At 65.7% G+C, this 24,512-nt stretch carries 18 protein-coding genes; 11 read left to right on the top strand and 7 right to left on the bottom strand.

The annotated features are described in order from the left end of the window. Window position 1: 1 nt before the first annotated feature. The 4 genes from ABW18_RS19610 to ABW18_RS19595 all read left to right on the top strand — a co-directional run bounded on the left by ABW18_RS19610 (window position 2) and on the right by ABW18_RS19595 (window position 3,890). Window positions 2-1,720: an urease subunit alpha gene (locus ABW18_RS19610; protein WP_049700677.1), complete on the top strand. Its 1,719-nt coding sequence runs from the start codon at window positions 2-4 to the stop codon at window positions 1,718-1,720. 38 nt (window positions 1,721-1,758) lie between these two features. Then, on the top strand, window positions 1,759-2,427 hold the full coding sequence (locus tag ABW18_RS19605; RefSeq protein WP_049700676.1) for an urease accessory protein UreF: 669 nt from the start codon (window positions 1,759-1,761) through the stop codon (window positions 2,425-2,427). Between the two features lie 69 nt (window positions 2,428-2,496). After that, window positions 2,497-3,183, top strand: a complete 687-nt coding sequence (gene ureG, locus ABW18_RS19600) for an urease accessory protein UreG (protein WP_005206829.1) — start codon at window positions 2,497-2,499, stop codon at window positions 3,181-3,183. Next, window positions 3,183-3,890: an urease accessory protein UreD gene (locus ABW18_RS19595; RefSeq protein ID WP_049700675.1), complete on the top strand. Its 708-nt coding sequence runs from the start codon at window positions 3,183-3,185 to the stop codon at window positions 3,888-3,890. Before ureG ends, ABW18_RS19595 begins: the two co-directional genes overlap by 1 nt. Before the next feature lie 25 nt (window positions 3,891-3,915). Here ABW18_RS19595 and ABW18_RS19590 read toward each other — a convergent pair whose 3' ends face one another. Both ABW18_RS19590 and ABW18_RS19585 read right to left on the bottom strand, forming a co-directional pair. Next, window positions 3,916-5,376: an NAD(P)/FAD-dependent oxidoreductase gene (locus tag ABW18_RS19590; protein WP_005206826.1), complete on the bottom strand. Its 1,461-nt coding sequence runs from the start codon at window positions 5,374-5,376 to the stop codon at window positions 3,916-3,918. Window positions 5,377-5,552: 176 nt separating this feature from the next. Beyond that, the gene (locus ABW18_RS19585; protein WP_005206823.1) at window positions 5,553-6,170 is read right to left on the bottom strand and encodes a GNAT family N-acetyltransferase; all 618 of its coding nucleotides are present in this window, start codon (window positions 6,168-6,170) and stop codon (window positions 5,553-5,555) included. Window positions 6,171-6,411: 241 nt separating this feature from the next. Here ABW18_RS19585 and ABW18_RS19580 point away from each other — a divergent pair, with 241 nt between their 5' ends. The 4 genes from ABW18_RS19580 to recD are packed head-to-tail and all read left to right on the top strand — an operon-like array spanning window position 6,412 to window position 15,748. After that, entirely contained in the window at window positions 6,412-6,906 is a 495-nt protein-coding gene (locus ABW18_RS19580; RefSeq protein WP_235434459.1) for an acyl-CoA thioesterase, read from the top strand. A gap of 18 nt (window positions 6,907-6,924) precedes the next feature. After that, window positions 6,925-10,395 (top strand): exodeoxyribonuclease V subunit gamma, encoded by a 3,471-nt coding sequence (gene recC / locus ABW18_RS19575; protein ID WP_049700674.1) that lies wholly within the window; start codon window positions 6,925-6,927, stop codon window positions 10,393-10,395. After that, entirely contained in the window at window positions 10,392-13,880 is a 3,489-nt protein-coding gene (locus ABW18_RS19570; protein ID WP_200903291.1) for a UvrD-helicase domain-containing protein, read from the top strand. Before recC ends, ABW18_RS19570 begins: the two co-directional genes overlap by 4 nt. Continuing rightward, window positions 13,877-15,748, top strand: coding sequence for an exodeoxyribonuclease V subunit alpha (gene recD / locus ABW18_RS19565; RefSeq protein WP_200903290.1), 1,872 nt, complete (start codon window positions 13,877-13,879; stop codon window positions 15,746-15,748). The genes ABW18_RS19570 and recD overlap by 4 nt, the downstream gene beginning before the upstream one ends. 21 nt (window positions 15,749-15,769) lie before the next feature. Here recD and ABW18_RS19560 read toward each other — a convergent pair whose 3' ends face one another. Continuing rightward, complete coding sequence (locus tag ABW18_RS19560) at window positions 15,770-16,522, bottom strand: PIG-L family deacetylase (RefSeq protein ID WP_049700673.1); 753 nt, start codon at window positions 16,520-16,522, stop codon at window positions 15,770-15,772. A gap of 213 nt (window positions 16,523-16,735) precedes the next feature. Here ABW18_RS19560 and htpG point away from each other — a divergent pair, with 213 nt between their 5' ends. Both htpG and ABW18_RS19550 read left to right on the top strand, forming a co-directional pair. After that, complete coding sequence (gene htpG, locus ABW18_RS19555; RefSeq protein ID WP_049700753.1) at window positions 16,736-18,712, top strand: molecular chaperone HtpG; 1,977 nt, start codon at window positions 16,736-16,738, stop codon at window positions 18,710-18,712. 139 nt (window positions 18,713-18,851) lie between these two features. After that, complete coding sequence (locus tag ABW18_RS19550; protein WP_049700672.1) at window positions 18,852-20,306, top strand: mediator complex subunit 15 domain-containing protein; 1,455 nt, start codon at window positions 18,852-18,854, stop codon at window positions 20,304-20,306. A gap of 56 nt (window positions 20,307-20,362) precedes the next feature. Here ABW18_RS19550 and ABW18_RS19545 read toward each other — a convergent pair whose 3' ends face one another. Continuing rightward, window positions 20,363-21,298: an N-acetylglucosamine kinase gene (locus ABW18_RS19545; RefSeq protein ID WP_049700671.1), complete on the bottom strand. Its 936-nt coding sequence runs from the start codon at window positions 21,296-21,298 to the stop codon at window positions 20,363-20,365. Window positions 21,299-21,325: 27 nt separating this feature from the next. Further along, a complete protein-coding gene (locus ABW18_RS19540; RefSeq protein WP_083444467.1) occupies window positions 21,326-21,796 on the bottom strand; it encodes a hypothetical protein in 471 nt (156 codons plus the stop codon). A 155-nt stretch (window positions 21,797-21,951) separates the two neighbouring features. On the opposite strand from ABW18_RS19540, the gene ABW18_RS19535 reads away from it, so the two are divergent. Continuing rightward, on the top strand, window positions 21,952-22,446 hold the full coding sequence (locus ABW18_RS19535; protein ID WP_049700752.1) for a nitroreductase family deazaflavin-dependent oxidoreductase: 495 nt from the start codon (window positions 21,952-21,954) through the stop codon (window positions 22,444-22,446). Between the two features lie 16 nt (window positions 22,447-22,462). Here ABW18_RS19535 and ABW18_RS19530 read toward each other — a convergent pair whose 3' ends face one another. Then, window positions 22,463-23,305, bottom strand: a complete 843-nt coding sequence (locus tag ABW18_RS19530; protein WP_049700669.1) for a crotonase/enoyl-CoA hydratase family protein — start codon at window positions 23,303-23,305, stop codon at window positions 22,463-22,465. Between the two features lie 10 nt (window positions 23,306-23,315). Beyond that, complete coding sequence (locus ABW18_RS19525; RefSeq protein ID WP_049700668.1) at window positions 23,316-24,419, bottom strand: NAD(P)H-dependent amine dehydrogenase family protein; 1,104 nt, start codon at window positions 24,417-24,419, stop codon at window positions 23,316-23,318. Between the last annotated feature and the right edge of the window lie 93 nt (window positions 24,420-24,512).

Genomic DNA, 24,512 nt, shown 5'->3' with positions numbered 1-24,512 from the left:
CATGGCAATTCTGGGACGCGACCGTTACGCACAGCTGTTCGGTCCGACGACCGGCGATCGAATTCGCCTCGCCGACACCGACTTGCTCATCGAGGTGACCGAAGATCGTTCCGGCGGACCGGGTCTCGCGGGCGACGAAGCGGTATTCGGCGGTGGCAAGGTGATTCGTGAGTCGATGGGACAGAGTCGCGCCACCCGCGCCGACGGCGCCCCCGACACCGTCATCACCGGTGTGGTCGTCCTCGATCACTGGGGAATCATCAAGGCGGACGTCGGTATTCGCGACGGCCGGATCGTCGCGCTGGGCAAGGCGGGTAACCCCGACACCATGGACGGTGTCCATCCCGATCTGGTGATCGGCGCCTCCACCGAGATCATCGCGGGCAACGGCAAGATCCTCACCGCGGGCGCCATCGACTGCCACGTCCACTTCATCTGCCCGCAGATCATGGACGAGGCGCTCGGCAACGGCATCACCACGCTGATCGGCGGCGGCACCGGTCCGGCGGAGGGGAGTAAGGCGACCACGGTGTCGCCCGGTTCGTGGCACCTCGCGTCGATGCTCGCCGCCACCGACGGCTGGCCGATGAACATCGCGCTGCTCGGCAAGGGCAACACCGTGAGTGCCGAGGCGATGCACGAACAGATCCGGGCGGGTGCGTCAGGCTTCAAACTGCACGAGGACTGGGGGAGTACCCCCGCCGCGATCGACGCGTGCCTGCGCGTCGCCGACGAGACCGGGGTGCAGGTCGCCCTGCACTCGGACACCCTCAACGAGGCGGGCTTCGTCGAGTCGACGCTCGGTGCGATCGCCGGACGCAGCATTCACGCGTATCACACCGAAGGCGCCGGAGGCGGGCACGCACCCGACATCATCACTGTCGCATCGGTTCCGAATGTGCTTCCGAGTTCGACGAATCCGACGCGCCCGCACACCGTCAACACACTCGACGAGCACCTCGACATGTTGATGGTCTGCCACCACCTCAATCCGACGGTGCCCGAGGATCTCGCGTTCGCCGAGAGTCGTATCCGACCGTCGACGATCGCCGCGGAGGACCTGCTCCACGATTTGGGTGCGATCTCGATGATCGGTTCGGATTCGCAGGCGATGGGTCGCATCGGTGAGGTGGTGTTGCGTACCTGGCAGACCGCGCATGTGATGAAACGCAAACGCGGATCACTGCCGGGCGACGGCGCAGCCGACAACAATCGCGCGCAGCGCTACATCGCCAAGTACACGATCTGCCCGGCCGTCGCGCACGGATTCGATTCCGAGATCGGGTCGGTGGAGACGGGTAAGCTCGCCGACCTCGTGCTCTGGGATCCCGCATTCTTCGGTGTCCGACCGGATCTCGTCATCAAGGGTGGCGCGATCGCGTGGGCACAGATGGGCGACGCGAACGCGTCCATCCCCACGCCGCAGCCGGTACTACCGCGTCCGATGTTCGGGGCGAGCGCACCGTTGGCTGCCGCGACGTCGATCAGTTTCGTCGCACCGGGCTGCGATCCCGACCTCGCCGAGCGAATCGGTGTGCGACGCAAACTCGTTCCGGTCACCGACACGCGCGGAATCGGAAAAGCCGACATGACCAACAACGACGCGCGGCCGGAGATCACCGTCGATCCGGACACGTTCACAGTCACCGTCGACGGCGAGGTGTGGGACGCGCCGCCCGTCACCGAACTGCCCATGGCACAACGCTATTTCCTGTTCTGAGTTGTTCATGCTCCCGCTCCGATCTCGAAAACCACACCATGACCCCACCTGACCAACCATCGCGCTACGCGGGCGCGCCGCTGGCAATGATGTTGTCGCTGGCAGATTCTCGGCTGCCCGTCGGCGGGCACGTGCATTCGGGCGGCGTCGAACAGGCCATCGCCGACGGCTTTATCCGTGGGGTCAGCGATCTCGCGTCCTTCCTCCATCGCCGTGTCACCACGAGCGGTCTGGTTGCTGCGTCCATCGCGGCGGCCGTCGCCGACGGCGGCCTCGACGTCGAGCGTGCGCTGCTGGAAACGGACGCACGCACGCCGTCGGCGGCCGCACGCAAAGCGTCGATTGCTCAGGGCCGAGGAATGCTCCGATTGGCCAAACGCATGTGGCCGGAACGGGATTGGTCCTCGCACACGCCGACGACGCATCTGCCGGTCATCAGTGGCGCGGTGGGTGCGGCAAGTGCCTTGTCGGGATTTCACACCGCCCTCGTGCTCGTGTACACGACGATGAGCGGTTCGGCGACCGCGGGCCAGCGACTCCTCGCACTCGACCCCGCCGACGTGGCGCTCATGATCGCCGACCTCGGTCCCGAGTGTGAACGTGTCGCGGCGTCGGCGGCGGTGGGTCTCGCCGATCTGTCCGATCCGGTTCTCGACGTGTTCGCCGAACGCCATGAGCGACAACCGATGCCACTCTTCATGTCCTGACGTTGTCTTTCAAATCCCTCAACTCACGTAGTCCAACCCGCACCGTCCACAGTCACCGAAAGGATCACCATGCCACCGCATCTCATCGACGGAGAGCCGCACAGCCACGATCACGATCGTCCGCGACGTCACCGCGAGCCGGGCGAGGCGTTGCGGATCGGTGTCGGCGGGCCGGTCGGCTCGGGCAAGACGGCTCTGGTTGCCGCGTTGTGCCGTCAGCTTCGTGAGGAACTCTCCGTCGCGGTCCTGACCAACGACATCTACACCACCGAGGACGCAGACTTCTTGCGGCGCAACGCGGTTCTGCCCGACGAGCGCATCACCGCTGTGCAGACGGGTGGTTGTCCGCACACCGCGATCCGCGACGACATCACGGCGAATCTCGACGCGATCGACGACCTGGTCGCAGCGAATCCACCGCTCGATCTGATTCTCGTCGAATCCGGTGGCGACAATCTCACCGCAACCTTCTCGACCGGTCTGATCGACGTGCAGATCTTCGTGATCGACGTCGCCGGTGGCGACAAGGTCCCCCGCAAGGGCGGACCGGGCGTCACTTTCTCGGATCTGCTGGTGATCAATAAGACCGACCTCGCCGAGCGGGTCAATGCCGATCTCGACGTCATGCGTCGCGACGCCGCCAAGGTTCGCGACGACCGACCGACCGCGATGATCTCGTTGACCGACGACCCGGCGGCCACCGATGTGTTGGCGTGGGTTCGCACGCAACTCGCGGCCCCCGTGGCGACGGGGTAATGCGTACCAGAGTCGAGATCGTCGTCGAGCCCGGTCGGCGCTTCCGACACCGGGCATCCGGTGGACTGGCCGTGCGCCAAACGGGTTCGCAGGCAGCGCATCTCATCGGAACGGCGGCAACTCCGCTCGGCGGTGACGACATCGAGGTGCGCGTCATCGTCGAAGCGGGCGCCCACCTCGACCTCGGCAGTGTTGCCGCGACCATCGCGCTGCCGTCGACGCGGCGTGTCGATTCGACGATGTCGTGGCACATCGAACTCGGGCCAGGTGCCCGGTTACACCTGCATCCAGAGCCGACCGTCGTCGCGGCCGGTGCTGATCATCGGTCGGAGATCGTGGTCGGAATGGCCGATGACGCGATCCTCACCCTCGCCGAGGATGTGCAGATCGGGCGTTCCGCGGAATTCGGCGACAAGGACGCCGCCGGGCGCTGGGAGGGCGGACTGCACGTCGATGTCGGTGACGCCCCCGCGCTGCGACACCGGGTCGCGCTAGGTGTCGGCTCCACCGCCCATCGGACCGGCCTTCGCGCGGCCAGCAGCGTCTTCCGTTACCCGGATACGCGCGATGATCAGGTCGACGGAGAGGCTTTCGCCGCCCGCCTGAGCTTGGCGTCGGGCGGATCGCTCGCTACCGCACTCGGAGAGAACGTCACACAGACACGGCGCCTCGTCGACGAGATGGAACTCGCGACGATGGCGCCGTGACCTGAACTATAAGTCGAGCAGGCGGTCAGCTCGCCTTGGTATCGGTTTTCTTCGCGACCTCGGCGTCGGCCTCCGATTTCTTCGCGTCGGCCCCGACCGATTCGCCCTCGACCTCGTAGATGGGCTTGTTCTCGAGTTCGGAGAGATGCCCGATGGCGGTGCGGGCGTAGACCTGCTGCTCGGTCACCGCGAGCTGGGTGCGACCGCGGGTGCTGAACGCGAAGAACCAGTTGATCAGCGTGTTGAGGCGGTTACGGAAGCCGACCAGATAGACCAGGTGCAGCGCCAACCAGCCGACCCATGCGAAGTAGCCTTCGGTCTCGAACCGCTTGTCGGTACCCGGAATCGGAACCGACATCACCGCGGAGAAGCGCGAGACCGTCGCCATCGAACCCTTGTCGTGGTACGAGAACGGCTTGCGCTGTTGCGGGGTCTGACCCTTGAGCTCGTTCTTGATGCAATCGGCCGCGTACCGACCACCCTGGATCGCGCCCTGCGCCATCCCCGGCACACCCTCGACGGACATCATGTCGCCGACGACGAAGACGTCGGGGTAGCCGGGGATCGACAGGTCGGCGAGCACCTTGACGCGGCCCGCGCGATCGAGTTCGACGCCCGACTGCTCTGCGAGTTGCTTGCCGAGTGGGCTGGCCTGAACACCGGCCGACCACACCTTGCACTGCGACTCGATTCGACGGGTCGTGCCGTCCTTCTCCTTCACCACGAGACCGTCGTAGTCGACGTCGACGACCATTGCGTTGAGCTGGATCTCGACGCCGAGCTTCTCGAGGCGCTTGGCGGCCTTGGAGCCGAGCTTCGGACCCATCGGCGGAAGGACAGCGGGCGCGGCGTCGAGCAGGATCACTCTCGCCTGGGTGGGATCGATGTTGCGGAATGCGCCCTTGAGGGTCTTGTCGCTCATCTCGGCGATCTGCCCTGCGAGTTCGACACCCGTCGGTCCGGCTCCCACGACGACGAACGTGAGCAGCTTGTCGCGCTCGGCCGGATCGTCGGACAGTTCTGCCTGCTCGAATGCACCGAGAATCCGACCTCGCAGTTCGAGCGCGTCGTCGATCGTCTTCATGCCGGGGGCGAACTCGGCGAACTGGTCGTTGCCGAAGTAGGACTGATCGGCGCCTGCAGCGATGATCAGTTTGTCGAAGGGTGTCTCGGTCACTCTCTCGAGCAGACGCGACTTGACGACCTTGTTCTTCAGATCGATCTCGAAGACGTCACCCATGATGACGGCGGTGTTGTTCTGCTTCCGCAGTACGACGCGGGTTGCCGGAGCGATTTCACCCTCGGCGACGATTCCGGTCGCAACCTGATAGAGCATGGGCTGGAACAGATGGTGCGTGGTCTTGGCAACCAACGTGACGTCGACGTCGGCCTTGCGGAGTCGCTGCGCGGCGAACAATCCGCCGAATCCCGAGCCGATGATGACGACACGGGGACGAGCGGGGGCTGTCGGAGCGGGGCTGCTCATGATCGAGAACATCTCCTTCGCGCATTGCAGGAACGACGCGCAGGGCGCGCGTACATCTCAACGGTAGTCAATGATCAGTCGTAGGTCGCGGTGAGCCTTGGGTTGACGCCGAACTGCTCGCGCGGCCGTGCTGCGGACGGCGTCACGTATGTCTGATGTGGCACGTCACCCCGACGTCACGCTGGAAGGTTCATCACCTGGTGTCGACGTGCGTCGGCGCCCATGACCAGCGCTTCCCAATGGTGTCTGAGCAGCTCGTACTCGAGTTCTCCGAGGTTGTCGCGATTCCCGTGAGCATGCTCGTACCGCCTGCCGAGGTGGTCGCCGCCCGCGCGTACGCCCGACACCCGCATACCGAGCTTTTCCATCACACGTCGCGACGAGGAATTGCGCAGAGTGGTGCTCGCGAAGACACGCTCGGTATGCAACTCGTCGAATGCGAGTCCGACGACGGCGCGGGCAGCCTCGGTGGCGAGGCCACGGCCCCACGTGTCGCGGCGCAGCCGATAGCTCAGCTCCATCTCCGAGCGCTGACTGTGACGCGGCGCCCGCAGGAGCACCCAGCCGAGAAATGCCTGATAGCGCTGGTCGATGGCGATCCACATCCCACCCCGACCGGTGCTCAGTTCCGCTCGGGCGCGGGGAATGACCCAGTCGGAGATCTCGGCACGCGGCGTCGGGCGCCCGTCTGAGACAAATCGCATGACCTCGGGATCGGAGTCGAGAAACACGAGCGCATCGACGTCGGTCGAGTCGACCGGTCGCAGCCGTAGACGGCGAGTCTCAACGTTCACACATCCCCCAAGAAAACCGAGCGTGCCGGGCGGTTCGTGGCCCCCTGCAAGTCTCTCCCCGGTCAGGGAGTCTACGTAGTATCAGGCCGAGCCGGGTCAGATCATCGCGGTGTGTCGCGCGCGTCTCCGACGCGGTGTGCCAGGGGCGTCTCCGACGCGGTGTGTCGTGCGCGTCTCCGACGCGGCGCCTGTCGAAGACTCCCCGCCGCCGATGTCGGTTCCGCCGGATAGGCTGCGGAGCGTGTCAGATACCACTATTCCGATCGTCGGTAGCGAACCAGCCGCCGACGCCAGCCCCGGCACGGTGTCGCCGTCGGGTGCAACCACGGTCTCCCTACAGTTGCGCTGGGGCGACATGGATGTCAACAAACATGTCAACAACGTGCAGTTCGCTCGGCTGCTCGAAGAAAGTCGTGTGCGCACGTTCGCAGAGTGGTTCGAGGGGGTATCGGTCGTGCTACCGATACTGGTCGCGCGTCAGATCATCGAGTTCCGCGCAGTGCTCGAGTACTCGTTCGACCCTGTCACCATCACCACCGGCGTCTCGCGAATCGGGCGGACGTCGTACACGATGTCAGCCGTCCTGACCGATCCGTCCGGTCTCGTGTGCGCCGTTGCCGAGACCACGCTCGTCGCCATCGACCCGAGCACTTCTCGCCCGCGACCCCTCTCCGACGATGCCCGCGCCATTCTCGAATCGCATCGCATCGAGCCGCAGCCGATGCACACGAACTGACCGCGGTCGGAATCACCCGTGTTGACCCTTCACCGCGCAGAGCGCAGCGATACCCTCGCCGACGCACTCGCCGACGTACTGCGGGTTCCGCTTGCCGATCCGATGGCAACCGAGGTCATCTCAGTGCCTGCGCGCGGCGTCGAACGATGGCTGACCCAACACCTCGCGACCACACTGGGCGCAGGCGCCGGCGGTACCGACGGGATCGCCGCGAACATCGACTTCTCGTCACCTGCGGCACTGAGCGAGGCCGTGGTGGATGCCGTGCGTACAACACCGCGGTCGCATGCGGGACCGTACGGCCGTCACGATCCATGGGAGCCAGGGCGAATGGTGTGGCAGGTCCTCGCCGTTCTCGACGAGAACATCGACGACCCGGCACTCGACATCATTGCGCGACATATCGGTTCGGGTCGCGCCGCGACGGGCGGCTCGGGTCGCGCCGCGACGGGCGCCGACAACGACCTGCGGGTCGGCCGACGCTTTGCCACCGCCCGTCATCTCGCCGACCTCTTCGATCGATACGGGCGCCAGCGTCCAGCGATGCTGGTCGAATGGGCCACCGGCCACGACACCGACGGAACCGGTACCGAACTCGCATCGGACATGGTGTGGCAAGCACGTTTCTGGCGGGCGGTGCACGCGCGGATCGGCGTCGACCATCCCGCGCTTCTCCTCGACGACGTGTGCGCACGCGTGCGCACCGATCCGGATTCGGTGGACCTTCCCGAACGCCTGAGTGTCTTCGGTACGACTCGTGTCACCGAATCATTCCGACAAGTACTGTCGGCGCTCGCGCCGCACCGCGATGTGCACCTCTTCCTCCCGCACCCCTCGCCTGCACTCTGGTCATCGGTGGCGCGCGCCACTACACAGACGGGCGCCAATAAACAGACAGGCGCTGTGGCATCGGAGACCGTCGATCAGGTGCCGCGCCGCGCCGACCGGCCGATCCCCGCGATCGATCATCCGCTGCTCGCCGGGCTGTCGCGCGATGTGCAGGAACTCCAGCAACGCATAGCTCCGATCGTCGACAGGGATATCCATCACGAGCCGCAAGTCGAGGCGGGCGACCATCCGGCACGTCTGCTGCCGCGCCTTCAGGCCGACCTACGCGACGACACGGTGCGCCCGGCCACAGCGTCGGCCGACTCGTCGCTGGAGATACACGCGTGCCACGGTCCCGAGCGACAGGTCGAGGTCATGCGCGACAGGCTGCTGCACTTGTTCGTCGACGATCCGACTCTCGAACCGCGCGACGTCCTCATCATGTGTCCCGACGTCGAGTCGTTCGCACCACTGATCCGTGGTGCATTCGGTCAATCCGGACTCAACCACCCGGCATTCGAACTCAGGGTGCGCCTTGCCGACCGCGGTCCGCGCCAGATGAACCCCGTCCTCGACGTCGTCGCCTCGATCGTCGAACTCGCCGCGACCCGAGCAGCGGCAGGCGACGTCGTCGACCTGTTGAGTCGTTCGCCGGTTCGTTCGCGATTCGCGATCGACGACGACGATCTCGACATGATTCGGGAGTGGTTGGCGCACAGCAACATTCGCTGGGGTCTCGGAGAGAATGAACGCGCCCGATTCGGTCTGTCCGGGTTTCGACAGGGCACCTTTGCCAGCGGTGTTGATCGCATCGCCCTCGGAGCGGTCGCCGAGGAGGCCGACGGCGAGTGGTTGGGAACAGCGCTCCCGCTGGCAGGTGTGGAAAGCACCGAGATCGACCTGGTTGGCACGTTTACCGAGTTCGTCGACCGGCTGTCAGACCTCTTCGACCGCATGGGCGGGCGCTCCTCCCGTGCCACGTGGCTGCAGACACTGATCGACGTCGTCGACCAGCTCACCCTGTCCGCTCCCGGCGAAGAATGGCAACGGGCACAGGCGGTTCGGGTGATCACGGATGCGCTCGACGCCGATGACTCGGATTCGCAGGAATTGCTGTTGGCCGACGTCCGTGACCTCATGGCCGGGGTGGTCGCGGGACGGCCGACGCGCGCCAACTTCCGGACCGGCGAACTGACCGTCTGCACCATGGTGCCGATGCGTTCGGTCCCTCACCGGGTGATCGTGCTCCTCGGGGTCGACGCCGATACCTTCCCACGTGCCCAGCGCACCGACGGCGACGACGTCCTCGGCCGTGATCCGCTTGTCGGAGAACGAAATCCGCGCGACGAGGATCGTCAGCTATTCCTGGATGCGATCGGTGCCGCACGTGATTCGCTCCTCGTGTTCTACAACGGGGCCGACCCGGTGAGCGGAAGCCGCATCCCGCCGGCGGTGGTCGTCAGCGAACTCGCCGAGAGTGTCGCCACCCTGCGAGGACTCGACGATCCGTCCGACGTTGTCATCAGCCACACTCTGCACGGATTCGATCGGCTCAACTTCACGCCCGGCGCACTGTGCTCGATACCCGCGCCGTTCAGCTTCGACGCCGAATTGCTGGCGGGCGCACGGGCTCTCGACGCCGATGCGGTGCCGTCCACGCGACTGTCCGATGTCGAAGTCGGCGCAGCGGAATCCGCCGACATCGAACTGCGCGACCTCGTCGCGTTCCTCACGAACCCGATCGAGGGCTTCGTGCGCCAGCGACTCGGCGCGCGTATGCCAGACGACGATCGGGCACACTCCGACGAACTCGACGTGGAACTCGACGCCCTCGACAGGTGGGGCGTCGGCGACCGATTCCTTCGACACATGCTCGCCGGCGACGACCTCGTCACCTGTCAGGCCGCCGAGTTGCGGCGTGGCAATCTGCCCCCGTACGAATTCGGGCGCCGCGAACTGGCCGAGATCTCCGAGACCGTCTCGCGTGTGTACGACGCTGCCGCTTCGGTACGCACGCAGCCGCCGGTCACCCGCGACGTCGTCGTCGCGTTGCCCGACGGTCGTCGTGTCCACGGCAGCATCGCCGACATCGTCGAGAACTCGCCGTTCGGTACGACGATCGTCACCGCGACGTACTCGCGTGTGCGGGCCAAGCAACGCATGACCGCGTGGTTGGGGTTGCTGCTTCTCGCGGCGTCGGCCACCGACGCGCCACCACCGTCGGCGCTCGTCGTCGGTCGCGGTGGGGCGGGGGCGGTTGCACAGTCCATGCTGACTGCCCCCGACGACGCACGCGGCGTGCTCAACGATCTCGTGCGTCTGCGCGATCTCGGGTTACGCTCGCCGCTTCCGCTACCACTCGAACCTGCTGAGGAGTACGCAAGCAAGGTGCGTGCGGGTGTGCGGTCCGACGCGGCGGTGGAGATCGCACGACGCAGCTTCGACGGGATGTTCGGCGCGGGCACCGACACCTACCTGCGCTTCGTGTTCGGGGCCGACGTCACGTCGTCGGTCGCATTCGACGAGATCCTGCGGATGTCGACCTCCGACGACTCCCGATGGGCGGACGTCGACGTGCCGGGAGAGCCCGACGCGCCTCTGTTCACCAGGCTTGCCCGCGCGCTCTGGAATCCGCTCCTCGACCACGAGACGATGTCATGACCGGCGCGCACACAGCCCCCGACACGGAAAGCCCGCAACCGGCAAACGCCGCTGCGCAGCAGCCATTGGATGTCGCTGCGCCGCAGCCTTTCGACGTCGTGGCACCCCTGCCAGGGGGCACGACCGTCCTCGAGGCGAGCGCGGGTACGGGCAAGACGTACGCGATCGTCGGCGTCGCGGCCCGACAGATCGCCGACGGTCTCCCGATCGACAAACTGCTGCTGGTCACGTTCAGTCGATCGGCGACCGCCGAGCTGCGCGAGCGTATGCGTGCTCGCCTCGCCGAACTCGTCGTCGCGCTCGACCCGTCCCGCGTGCACTCTGATCGTGACGGCGACGACGACCCTGTTCTGCGTGCCGTGCTGACCGGAGGCCCCGACGAGATCGCCACGCGCCGTGGGCGACTCATGCAGGCGCTCTCCGATTTCGACGCGTCGACGATCGCGACGACACACACGTTCTGTAACCGGATGCTCGAAGCGCTCGGCTTCCTCGGCGAACGCGAATTGATCTACGACGTCGTCGAAGACACCGACGACATCGTCGAACAAACGGCGCTCGATCTGTACCTGTCGTCGTACGCGGGTGATTCCGACCGCCCACCCTTCTCCGTCGGGGAGGCGATGGCGATCGCCCGTGAAGCCGTCCGCAGCGCAGGGGTTCCGCTGGCTCCGCAACCCGACGACGCAGCAGACGCCCGACCGTCGGCCGCAACCCAGCGGGTGCGTTTCTGCGAGCGCGTGCGAAACCGTGTCGAGCGTCGAAAGCGTCTCGCGCGCCTGCGAACCTACGACGATCTTCAGATGATCCTCTACCGCGTCGTCACCGACCCGGAGTTCGGTGAGGCGGCGTGCAAGCGAATCAGGGAGTCGTTCACGCTGATTCTCGTCGACGAGTTCCAGGACACCGACCCGTTCCAGTGGGAGATCCTGCGGCGGTGCTTCCACGGCCATCGACAATTGGTCCTCGTCGGTGATCCGAAACAGTCGATCTATGCGTTCCGCGGCGCGGAGGTCCGCAGCTATCTGACGGCTGTCGACGTCGCCGATTCGCTCCGTGCGCTCGACACGAACCACCGTTCCGACGCCGACCTCGTGACCGCGCTGGATCGGATCTACGGCGGCGCCAGCCTCGGCGATCGATCGATCACGGTGCATCCCGTTCGGGCCGCGCGGTCGGGGAGTCGACTCTCGGGTGCACCGGCGCTGCGGGTACGTGCCCTGTCGCGAAGTGATTTCACCGTCCGTGGAAAGAGTGGGTACCCGTCGGTCGCCGATGTCCGGGCCGCGATCACTGCCGACGTCGCGAACGACATCGCGCGGTTACTCGCCTCCGACACACTGCTCGACACCGGCGACGGACCACGCGCTGTCACACCGGGCGACATCGCGATTCTGGTTCGCACCAACGGCACGATCGAGCCGCTGCAGCGAGCGCTTGCTGAGCTCGGCGTCGCATCGGTCGTGGGCACCGGGACAAGTGTTTTCCGTACGATCGGCGCGCTGCACTGGCTGTGGGTGATCCGAGCGATAGAGCAACCCGCGCGTGCCGACCGGGTCCGGCTGGCCGCCCTGACGCCCCTGATCGGTTGGGAGGCAAGCGAACTCGCGGCAGCGTCGGACACACGGCTGGCGGAGCTATCGTCGACGTTCGCCGAACTCGGTCGAGTCTTCGCCGACGGCGGATTCGCCGCGCTGTCCCAACGTCTCCTCGCGGCCGAGAACGTCGCTGCGCGCGTGCTCGGCATCGACGACGGCGAACGCGCACTGACCGACCTGCTGCAGGTGGCGTCACTGGTGAACAAGCACGTCGTAGAGACGGAGTGCGGTTTGGCAGGCGTCGTGGAGTGGCTCGCCGATCGCATCGCCGATGAGTCACAGTGGCGGCGCCATGAAGATCAGACCCGACGTCTCGACCGCGACACGCACGTCGTGCAGATCATGACCGTGCACGCGAGCAAGGGACTGCAGTTCCCGATTGTGTACGTACCGTTCGGGTGGGACGCCGCGCGGGTCTCGAAGCCGAAAACCTTTCGCTACCACGACGACGCCGGTCGTCGTCATCTCGACGTCGGTGGCGAGGGCACCCGCGGCTGGGGCGAGCGGATCGCCCGTCGTAACGACGAAGAAGCGGGGGAGGACCTGCGCCTGCTCTATGTTGCATTGACGCGCGCCGCATCTCAGGTGGTCGTGCACTGGGCGCCGTCCTTCAATACGTCGAAGGGCCCACTGCACCGATTGTTGTTCGGACGGCACCAGGCGGGGGGTGGCGCCAGCGACGGGACGGTGCCGACCTCGGTGAACGTGCCGGACGACCACACGTGCGTGTCGACGCTGCGTGCGCTTGCGGCCGACCCGCCGGTCTCGATCAGTGTCGAGCACGCCGACGGCTCGCAGGCACCGGTGTGGACACCTCCCGACCACGCGGATCGCCATGACGAACTCGACGTCGCGCGGTTCACCCGCACGATCGACCAGCAGTGGCGTCGCACCTCGTACTCAGCGCTGATCGCCGGTGCCGCGCACCGGCATCCGACCCTGACGACCGGTAGCGAACCCGACGTCGGCTCCGCTGCCGACGGTGAGTTGATCACCGACGAGCCCGCCGACCCCGTCGACCCCGACGATCCTTACGCGGCAACGGTTCCGGCAGCCGGACAGGTTTCGGAGCTCCCCGACGGGACGCCGTCGCTGATGAACGGAATGCCGTTCGGAGCGGCCTTCGGAACCCTCGTCCACGAGGTGCTCGAGTACGTCGACACCGCGGCGCCCGACATCGACGACCACGTTCGTGAACTGTGCATGACGTCGGCGTCCAGGCATGCGCTCGACGTCGACGTCGCCGACCTCGCCGCCGCGCTACGTGCCGTGCTGACGACTCCGCTGGGGTCGCTCGAGGCCACCCTGTGGTCGATCAAGCCGCGAGATCGACTGGCCGAATTGGACTTCGAGTTCCCACTCGGCAACGCGGTGTCAACCTCGGCCGCCGCGGCAGTCCTGTCCGACGTCGCGGCTTTGATGAATCACCATCTGCCCGAAGATGATCGGCTTCGTGCCTACGCCGAGTTGCTCGCCGAGATACCGCCGCGCGCGCTGCGCGGCTATCTCACCGGAAGTATCGACTCGGTGCTACGTACATCCGACGGCCGGTACGTCGTCGTCGACTACAAGACCAATCGGTTGCGTCCGGGCGAGCTGAACGCGGACGACTTCACCGCCGATGCGATGGCCGCGGAGATGATCGGTGCACACTATCCGCTGCAGGCTCTGCTCTATTCCGTTGCGTTGCACCGGTATCTACGTTGGCGACTACCCGGGTACACACCCGGCGAGCACCTCGGTCCGGTGCAGTATCACTTCGTGCGGGGGATGGTTGGCGCCGATACCCCGCCGGGTTGTGGGGTCTACGAGTGGGACATCCCCACCGGGTTGGTCACCGCGTTGTCAGACCTGCTCGCAGGAATCGAAGGGGGCGACGACCGATGACCACCGAGACCCCTCAGTCACTGGCGGTGAACGATGCGCGGCGAGTCCGCGACGCCAACGGCATCCTTGCCGAAGCGAACGCCGCGGGCCTTTTCGTGGCATCGGATCTGCACATCACCTCGCGCGTGGTCCGCATGTGCGGCGAGCCGGTGTCGGTCGCGGCTCAGGTTGCCACCGCATTCGCCGTGCGCTCGGTGCGTCTCGGGTCGACGTGTTTCGCGCTTGCCTCCGTCGACGATCTCCCGGGCGTGGGATCGCTCGCGCTTCCGAGTGCCGCCGAGATGCTCGCCGAACTGCGCGATTCTCCGCTGATCGTCGGCGCCCGCGGGTCCACACTGCAGCCCGTCGTGCTGATGGATTCAGACGACGGTCCGTTGATCTATCTCCAGAAGTACTTCCGCCAGGAACAGTCGATCCGTGAGACGCTCGCCAACCGCGCGACCAGTGCGCCCGATGTCGATGCGGCCGCGGTGCGGGCGCAGGTCGAGCAGGTGTTCGCCGACAGCACCGCAGAGCCGCGACAGCGCCTCGCGGCTGAGGTTGCCGCCTCGCACTGGACGTCGATTCTCGCCGGTGGGCCGGGCACGGGAAAGACGTACACGGTCGCGCGGATTCTTGCCGTTCTCGACAACCTCGCTGTTCTCGACAACGTCGCCGGAGGTGGCCTGCGCATCGGCATGTGCGCGCCGACCGGTCGAGCGGCAGCCCAGTTGCAGGCGTCGGTCGACCTTGACGGGACGTTGCCCACCTCGGTGCGGGCGGTGACCGTGCACAGCCTCCTCGGCTGGCGCCCGGGCTCGACGCCCCGCTACGGACGGGCCAACAAGCTGCCGCACGACGTGATCGTCGTCGACGAGACGTCGATGCTGTCGATGACCGCGATGAGCAGACTGCTCGACGCCGTCCGCTCAGACGCTCGGCTGATTCTCGTGGGCGATCCCCACCAGCTGGCCTCGGTGGAAGCGGGTGCAGTCCTTGCCGACCTCGTCGAGCGTGCGCCCGGCCCCCCAACCCCGTCGGCGTACCCGACGATGCCGCTCGACTCGTCGATCGAATTGGATGCCGACGAATCGGCACGTCTGAGTGACGGAGTCGTCACGCTGCGTCGCGGGTTTCGATTCGGCGGTGAGATCTCCCGCGTGGCCGATGCGGTCAATCGTGGCGACGCGGATGCCGTCGTCGACCTGGTCACCTCGCCTGAGATCGCCGACGTACAGCTCGTCGCCCCCGACAACCTCGACTCCGTACGCGACGACATCGTCGCCTGGGGCAGGGCGCTGCACCGCGCGGCGCACACCGGACACGTCGACGCCGCGTTGGCCGCGCTCGACTCGCACCGGGTTCTGTGCGCGCATCGTGAGGGGCTCTGGGGCGTTCGCGGTTGGCAACGACGCGTTGCCGACTGGCTGTCGGAGTCGCCGGGCCTTCCGCGGATCGAGCTCGACACGATGGTGTGGTCAGTGGGTGAGCCGCTGCTCGTGACGTCGAACGACCGACAGACCGGGACGTTCAACGGCGACTGCGGAGTGGTTGTCCGTACCGGTGACGAGACCGATCCCGACCGGGTGCAGGTCGCGTTCCGCCGCGGCGCGCAGGAGCGCCTGATCGCCCCGGTGCAACTGCCAGACGTCGCACCCGCGTACGCGATGACGATTCACCGCAGTCAGGGAAGCCAGTTCGGAGGTGTTACCATCGTGCTGCCGCCGTCGGGCTCAGAGCTGCTGACCCGTGAACTCCTCTACACCGCGATCACGAGGGCACGTACTCGTGTGCGGATCGTCGGAACGCGAGAAGTGTTGGCCGAGGCCGTTACTCGCCGTGTTCATCGGGCAAGTGGGTTGCGGTCGTCGGTCCGGGACCTGGCCTGATTCGGATGTCCTCGGCCCGGTTCAGATGTCGCAGCCGTCTGCGGTGAGGTCGCGCCGCAGGAAGCACTCGGTGCCGAGGGCCAGATCACGTTGCGCGCGCGGCAGACTCATCAGCGCAGAGACGGTGGATCGTCGTGCCAGTTCTGTCTTGTGGGACTCGATCGCGCGAACCTTGTGTTCGATCCACTCGGATACATCGAGTTGAAGCCCGAGAGTATGTGTGGGCGCGCCGGGAAAGTCACCGGGCTGCAGTAGCGGAAAGAGCGTGTCCGCCAGTTCGGCGACCATCCAGTCGGCGATGGTCGCGAAGTACAGCGAACGTACCTGCCAGGCCGGTAAGCCATCGCGGTACATGGTTGGGGTGGCGGCAGCATCGGCGGCAGCACAGGTGATTCTGTGTGCCCTGATGTGGTCGGGGTGTCCGTAGATCCCATACGCGTCATAGGTGACGAGAACGTCGGGTTGTAGACGGCGGATGTGGCCGGCCAACTCGGCGACCTCGCTGTCGAACGACGCATCGGTCAACCGTTGATGCCCGGGCGCGGATTCCGGCACCTTCAGGTCGGCGTAGTCGAGCAGTATCGGTTCGTCGTGAACGCCTAGTTCGCCGAGTGCGTCGAGCAACTCGCGATGCCGTGGAGTGCCCGACATCCACGTGCACATCACCACGGAGACCTCGCCACCTGCGGCGATCGCGCGGGCGATCAGGCCGCCGGTCCACAGCGACTCGTCGTCGGGGTGTGCGTGAACGAGCATGATGCGCGGCGTCGACATCCTTCGCTTTCCAAGGCTCGGTGGTGCTGCGGTCGTTGGTACTGGGGTCGATTGTGTCCGAACGCGGTGAGGTTCGCCGTGCTCCGACCCTCCTCAGGGTACTGCGCGCGGCGTCGGTAAAATTCTTACGTCGCGCACGTCGCACCCCGTGAGGTCGCGATGGCATCGAATCGGCAGACAACGCGCCCAGTCGTACTGATCCGGAGGCACATGATGAGCACCCAGTCGGAAACCCGCGAATTCCAGGCAGAGACCCGTCAGCTACTGGACCTGATGGTGCACTCCGTGTACTCCGACAAGGACAGCTTTCTTCGGGAGCTGATCTCGAACGCATCCGACGCGCTCGACAAGCTCAGACTGGAGTCGCTCGTCGACAAGGACCTCGACGTCGACACCTCCGATCTGCACATCACGCTCGAGCCGAGCTCGAACGACAGCGCCGAGCGCACCCTCACCATTCGCGACAACGGCATCGGAATGTCACGCGACGAGGTCGTCGAACTGATCGGCACCCTCGCGCGCTCGGGCACCGCTGAATTGCGTGCCAAGCTCGCGCAGGCGTCGGATTCCGCGGCAACCGAAGAGCTGATCGGACAGTTCGGCATCGGCTTCTATTCGACGTTCATGGTCGCCGACAAGGTCACCCTCGTCACCCGCAAGGCAGGCGAGCAGACCGGAACCCGTTGGGAGTCAACGGGTGACGGCACCTACACCATCACAGATGTCGACGACGCACCGCAGGGAACGTCGGTGACGCTGACGCTCAAGCCGGCCGACACCGAGAACCACCTCTACGACTACACCGACCAGACGAAGCTTCGCGCACTCGTCAAGCGTTACTCCGATTTCATCGCGTGGCCGATCCGGATGGACGTCGAGAAGACGACCACCACTCCCGCGGAGAACGACGGCGACGAACCGGTCACCACGACCACCACGGAAACCGAAACCATCAATTCGATGAAGGCGCTGTGGTCGCGTTCGCGCGACGAGGTCTCCGACGAGGAGTACAAGGAGTTCTACCGCCACGTCGCGCACGCCTGGGACGATCCGCTCGAGATCATCACCCTCAAGGCCGAGGGAACGTTCGAATATCAAGCGCTGCTGTTTATCCCGTCGCAGGCGCCGTTCGATCTGTTCATGCGTGAACGCACCGGCGGAGTGCAGTTGTACGTCAAACGAGTGTTCATCATGGACGACTGCGACGAGCTGATGCCCGAGTATCTCCGCTTCGTCAAGGGCGTTGTCGACGCTGCGGACCTCTCGCTCAACGTGTCCCGCGAGATCCTCCAGCAGGATCGACAGATCAGAGCAATCCGTCGTCGACTCACCAAGAAGGTGATCTCGACCGTCGACGAGATGCGCGCCGCCCGTCCCGACGACTACCGGACGTTCTGGGACAACTTCGGCCGCGTCTTCAAAGAAGGTCTGGTCAACGACGCCGACAATCGTGATGCGCTTCTCAAGGCATCGGCATTCGAAACCAGCCATGCCGCAGACGAATTGACATCGCTGGCCGATTACGTCGGTCGGATGTCCGACGCGCAGAAGTCGATCTACTACCTCACCGGCGAATCCCGTCAGCAGATCGAGAACTCGCCGCACATGGAGGCGTTCCGGGCCAAGGGCATCGAGGTGCTCTTCCTGCACGACCCCGTCGACGAGATGTGGGTATCGAGCGGCGTCGAATTCGACGGAAAGCCGTTCCGGTCGATCGCCAAGGGCGAAGTCGATCTCGACGAACTCGACGGTGACGCAAGCACTTCCGACGAGTCGACCGATGCGCGCAATGCCGAGTTCGAGGAACTGCTCACCTGGCTCGGTGAGGCGCTTGACGCCGACATCAGTGAAGCCCGACTCTCGCACCGTCTCACCGAGTCGGCCGCGTGTCTCGTCGGAGACACCTACTCGATGTCGCCGCAACTCGAACGCCTCTATCGTGCCTCGGGTCAGGAACTGCCCAAGACCAAGCGTGCCCTCGAACTCAACGCCGATCATCCGCTGGTCGTCGGTCTCAACGCGGCATTCAAGGCCGACACCGACCATTCGCGGCTGACCCCTACCGCCAAGCTCATCTACGGGATGGCGTTGATCGCCGAGGGCGGGGAGCTCGACGACCCCGCCGATTTCGCACGCCTGCTGACGGGAACGCTCACCGCCTCCGTAGCCCCTGCAGGTGGTAGCGACTGACGTTCATTCACCCGTCTGACCCGACTGCCATAGGTCGTTCACGTTCGTTTAAGGTTGGTCCGATTCCGACGAGTCCGACAGCGAGTGCAACGAGCCACAGAGGCTGGCCGCGTCGGCGACGACAGGGGGAGATGCCGCCGTGAGTTATCCGCACGATCCGTTTCAGCCGGGCGATTCGACGCCCCAGGGCGCGACGCCCCAGAAACCGACGCCCCAGAAAGCGACGCCCCAGGGTGCTCCCGGCGCGAGTGATGCGACCTCGAGTGACGGCAAGTCGGCGGGCGGGTACGCGCCATACGGGCAGCAGAGTCCCGCGCAACCGGTGTACGGACAGTCGGCGTATGGCGAGTCGCACTATGGCCAGTCGACGTATGGCCAGGCCGACACCGGCCAGCCGGCGTATGGCAAGAGCGGGTACGAGCAGTGGCAGTCGGCGCCGGCCGGCACCGCCGAACCGGCGGCGAATGTCGGTCAGCCGCACCAGGGTTACGACGCGAACCCGGGCCAGCCGCCTCAATACGGTCAGCCCCAGTACGGTCAGGCCGGCCAACCTCAGGGATATGGTCAGCAACCCGGTGCGGGGTGGGGTGCGCAGCCGGCGATGGGCGGCGGCGGAGTGCCGCCGCAACGTCCGAAGCAGAAGAACAAGCGGCTCTTTCTGCTTCTGGGCATCGGCGGCGGCGCCCTGGTCCTGATCGTTGCCCTCGTGGTGACGCTGATCGTCGTGTTCACCGGCGACTCGGGTCCCGGCGGTTCGCCGAAGGCCGCGGTCCAGACCTATCTCGAAGGTCTCTCCAGCGGCGACGCCAAGAAGGCGCTGAGCGTCGTCAGAACTCCGCCGTCGGAAAAACTGCTCACCGACGAGGTGCTGAAAAAGCAACAGGCGACCGCCAAGATCTCGGACATCAACGTGCGCGAACCGTCGACGTCGTTGTCGTCGATGGCCACGGTGAAAGCCACGTACAAATTCGGAGATCGCAACGCCGACATCGATTTCATGCTCAAGAAGTCCGACGGCAAGTGGACCGTCGACAATGGGACCATCCCGATCGACGTCGATGACACCCGCGTGCCGCAACTGACCGCGTTCGGTGTCGACGTCAGCAAGGACAGCAAGGTCTACGTGTTCCCGGGGCCGGTCGAGTGGGGTTCGGCCAACCCAAACTTCTCGGTCAAGGCCGATAACTCCGGCGACTTCCCGCTGGGGCCGACATACGCGTCGTACAACTCCCTCAAAGTCGAGTTGAGCGATCAGGGCACCAAGGCCGTGGCGACCGCCCTCGACACGTACTTCACGAACTGCGCGGGTTCCACGCAGGCCGACGCGTCGAAGGACAAGCCGGGATGTTCGCAGTCGCTGTACCAGTCGGTCGTCCCGGGCAGTGTCCGCTGGACCAAGCCGACCGACATCAATGAACTGAGGCTCAGCCCGGATTACGAGACTCCCACAAGCGTGAAGGTATACGGCAGTGTGGAGTGGCCCGCTACGTACATGTCGACCTCGTCCGGCCCGGGAAGCTACACCGACAGCGACTACCTCAGTGGCTCTGTCGACCTCGCGGCTGCCCAGCCCACCTTCACCGCGTCTCGCTGACGAGGTGCAGGCGACCACCTGATGGCTGGGCGCGATGGGAACGTCGCGCCCAGCCATCAGCCTGCTCGGTAGATCTCGATGTCGAGTGGGTGCCCCGGCGGCGTATCGGCGACTCTTTCGACGCCGTCGAGCGACGTGCCCAGCGGCGCCTGGACGACGGCTCCCTGTGCGCGCGTGCTGATCTCGTCGCGCAGATGCTCTCGCAGCATGTCGTTGCGGGTGAGGACCGCCCCCATCCAGCTCACGCGAGATGCATCGCCCTCGTGCCATCCGGTGCGGCGTAGCGCCGCGATCACCGACGTGGCCAGCTCTGTGGCTGCGTCGCGAAGAATGCCCACGGCGATTCCGTCGCCGCTGTCGGCTTCCCGCCCGACGATCCGGGCAAATCCCGCGATCGACGCGACATGGTCCGGCGCACCCTGCAGTCGCATGTACAGCTCAGGTAGCTCACCGAACTCGTCGACCGCCGCGCGTTCCAGCGAGGTGGGACCGCTTCGTCTGTCGAACGAACGCAGCGCCGCGTCGAGTCCGGCGCGCCCGATCCAGTAGGCGCTGCCCGCGTCACCGAGAAGGTGACCCCACCCGTCGATCCGCGCCGTACCGAGGTCTCCGACGCCCAACGTCACCACCCCGGTCCCGACTGCGGTGACGACTCCATGGTCGAATCCGTTGGCGCCGAGATACGCAGACACCGAATCATGAACCAGGAACACCGAATCGACGCCGAGATCGGCGGTCAGCGCCAGCAGTCGCTCGGGACGTGACTGATCGGGCGTCAGGCCGGACACTCCCGCGGTGAGGGTCGTCGCTCGAACCGGCGCGTCGGCGAGCGCTCGCCGTGCGATCTCGGCGACTTGCTCGACGACCGGTCGCGACGTGAAGATCGGCCCGTCGTCGCGGTCCGTCGTCGTACCGTCGATGGCGACGCGGACGCGTGAGCCGCTCTGCCCTCCGTCGATGCTGACTCGACGTGTGTCCGGTCCGGTTGTCATGGCACCTCCCGGTCCGAAACTACCCGCTCATGCCGCGCGTTCGACGGGGATCGGGATGGTCAGGAGTGCAACGTCGTTGGCTCGGTGGATCGGAAGAATGGGCACGCCGAAGCGTTGCGCGGCACTCACGAGGAGACGGCACCATCCGAGATCGCGCGCGGTGATCCCGTCCCTGCCAGGTCGTGTGAGCAGGAACGCCAGCGACAGATGCCCGTCATCGGTCACCGTGCGGAGCTGGGTGACCAGGGTGTCGATCAGATGCGCGTCGGGCACGGTCGGCAATGTCATGCGCGGCAGAGCCCCGGGGGCCAGGCGAGCATCGTCGATGAAGGCGATCCAGAGACAGGGTTCGCTGAAGCCGAGCGGTCCCATGAGGGCACGCCACCGCTGGCGCAGCGCCTCGGTGCTGTCGAACGGCAGCTTCGCGGTCTTGATGTCGGGAATGGGCTCACTGTCGGGTGCGTCGGAGATGCGGTCAGAAGCGTTGTCGTGGTTCATGCGTGTCATCGTCGTCCCGATCGGACGAGACGATCAGAGCCGCTTCCACAGCTGTGCACATCCGCCTTGACACGGTGCGACGTTGGCACGGTGCGTAGGAGGCATTCGGTGTGGCGGAATCGGGCCGCGAAATGGTCGCATGGAACACTGACCACATGGGCCTGTTGACTCCGCTGGCGATCAAGGTCGGTTCCATCCCATGGATGCCGAAGTATCTTCCGCAGATCGTGAAGTGCGACAAGGCGATTGCGGTGCTCACGCGTCAGCGCTACGGCTTACTCGATATCGCGGGCCTTCCGCACATCACGCTGATCGTGCGCGGACGCCGTAGCGGTGTCGAGCGCGCCACCGCGCTGCTCGCGGCCCCCACCGATGCGGGCTGGTTGATCGCGGGTTCGTATTTCGGCGGGCCCGATATGCCGCAGTGGGTCTTCAACCTGCGCGCGACGGACACGGTCAAGGTGCGTCACGCGGGTCTGACATCGGAGGCGACGGTGCGCGAGCTCGACGGCGACGAGCGCGCACAGGCCTGGCAGGTGCTGCGTGCGACTTGGCCGAACTTCGATCTGTATGAAAAGCGCACGGACAGAAAGATTCCGGTCTTCTCGCTCGTCACCGACGAACGAGAAGACCGGACCACGAGTCAGTGACCGGTGAGGTGCGACGTCAGGAGCCGGTGAAGTTCGGGTCGCGCTTCTCGAAGATCGACGCGACCGCCTCGGTGAGGTCGTTACTGGGCAGGAACGCCGCATTCCACACGGCAACGTAGCGGAGGTTGTCGGCAACCGCCGCTGAACGCGTGTGATCGAGAACGGCTTTGACGCCCTTGACGACGAGCGGAGGATTAGCGGCGATCTGCGCGGCCGTCGTGCGTGCGAGAGCGAGAGACTCTTCGGGGGTTTCTGTGACCTCGTTGATCAGGCCGATCGCGGCGGCCCGCTGCGCGTCGATATCCTTGCCGGTCAGAGCCAGCTCACGCATGTGGCCGTCGCCGATGATCGCGGGGAGTCGGGCGAGGCTGCCCATGTCGGCGACCATGCCGACGCGCACCTCGCGGACGCTGAACTTGGCATCGGCACTCGCATAGCGGATGTCTGCCGCGGTGATCAGGTCGACACCACCGCCGATGCACCAACCGCTGATCGACGCGATGACCGGAGTGCGAGAGTCGGCAACGGCGTTGATCGCACGCTGCATGTAGATGATCGTGTCATGAAAGTCCATGCGCGGCTTGGCTTTTGCGTTGTCGGCCAAAACCGGGCCAAGTGATCCTGACATCGCGGGAATGTCGAGTCCGTAGGAAAAGTTCTTTCCCGACCCGGTGATGATGATTGCGCGAACCTCATCGTCGGCATCGAGCCCTTCGATGATGTCGGGAAGTTCGCGCCAGAAGTCGGGTCCCATCGCATTGCCCTTGCCGGGGCCGGTGAGACGGACTTCGGCGACCTGGTCGGCCACATCGACCTCGAAGGCCTTCCATTCACGGTCACTGACGGTCTGCTCGCTCATGGGGGTCAACTTACCGGAGGCCATCCTCGCCGGTCGGGGCGCCTGTGGCGAACACGCCGTTACCGGTCACCAGTGGGAGATCGAGTGTTGTGCGGATACCTGCGGGGGCGTCGTGGACGGCCGGGATCGCGTTCACGATCCGTCCCATGGCGGCCACGATCGCGGCGTGGTTGTGGTCGCCCTTCGCGCTCGTCGGCATGATGTCGACGCGGTACGACGGTTCGCCGACGATCTCGACGCGATAGCACCCGCCCGGTTGTGACGGCCGCGCCCAGTCGGGTCGCAGATCGTCGCGTAGCCGCGTGACGTGTTCGATCACGACGGCTTCGCGTCCAGCGGACATCCCGATGATCTCGAAACGCACTGCGGCTCGGGTACCTTTCTCCACCACCCCCGCCGCGATCTCGAATTCCTCTGGTGCGGGCTCACTTTCGTGGTGCTCGACGACCTCGTCGATGGTGATGCCGAGTCCGGCGGCGAGGATCTGCATCGTCGTGCCCCACGCGAGCCCGAGGATTCCGGGGAGGAAAAGCATGGGCGTCTCGTCGAGCGGCTTGCCGAAACCCATCACGTCGAACATGACCTCGGCGCCGTCGTAGGTCGCGTAGTCGGCGATCTCCATGCACCGGACCTGCTCGATCCGCTGACAGGTACCTGCGAAGACGAACGGGATGAGGTCGTTGGCGAATCCGGGATCGACGCCGGTGATGAACACGCTCGCGTCGTTGTCGCGGGCGGCTTCCTCGAGTTTGGCGATCGCTCTGTCCGGCATGACGCCCCAGGGATACTGCAGTCCACCGGGCGCCGAGCCGACGACGTCGATGCCCGCCGAGACGATCGCGAGAATGTCGTTGAACGCTTCGATCGGGCGCGTGTCGCCCATGGCGCAGTAGACGACGACGTCCGGTGAACCTTCGATGATCGACCGCAGATCGCCGACAGCCACGACGCCGGTGGCGCTGTCACCTCCGGCCAGGATTCCGGCGTCGACGCCTACCTTGTCCGGGTTGTTCACGCAGACGCCGACGAGATCGAACCGGTCGTCGTCGATGAGTTGGGTCAGCGCGAGTCTGCCCGCGTTTCCGGTGCCGACGAGAGCCACCCTGATCGTCATGTGCCAATGCCTCCTCGCTGTGTGAACCTCTGTCAGTGGTGAAAGCCAGGCAGGGGTGAACATCTGTCCGGACTGATGTCCATATGAGTAGAA

Source organism: Gordonia jacobaea (assembly GCF_001186365.1).
Taxonomy (GTDB): Bacteria; Actinomycetota; Actinomycetes; order Mycobacteriales; family Mycobacteriaceae; genus Gordonia; species Gordonia jacobaea.
The sequence above is the reverse complement of the archived record's forward strand: the minus strand, read 5'-3'. Positions and strand labels throughout refer to the sequence as shown.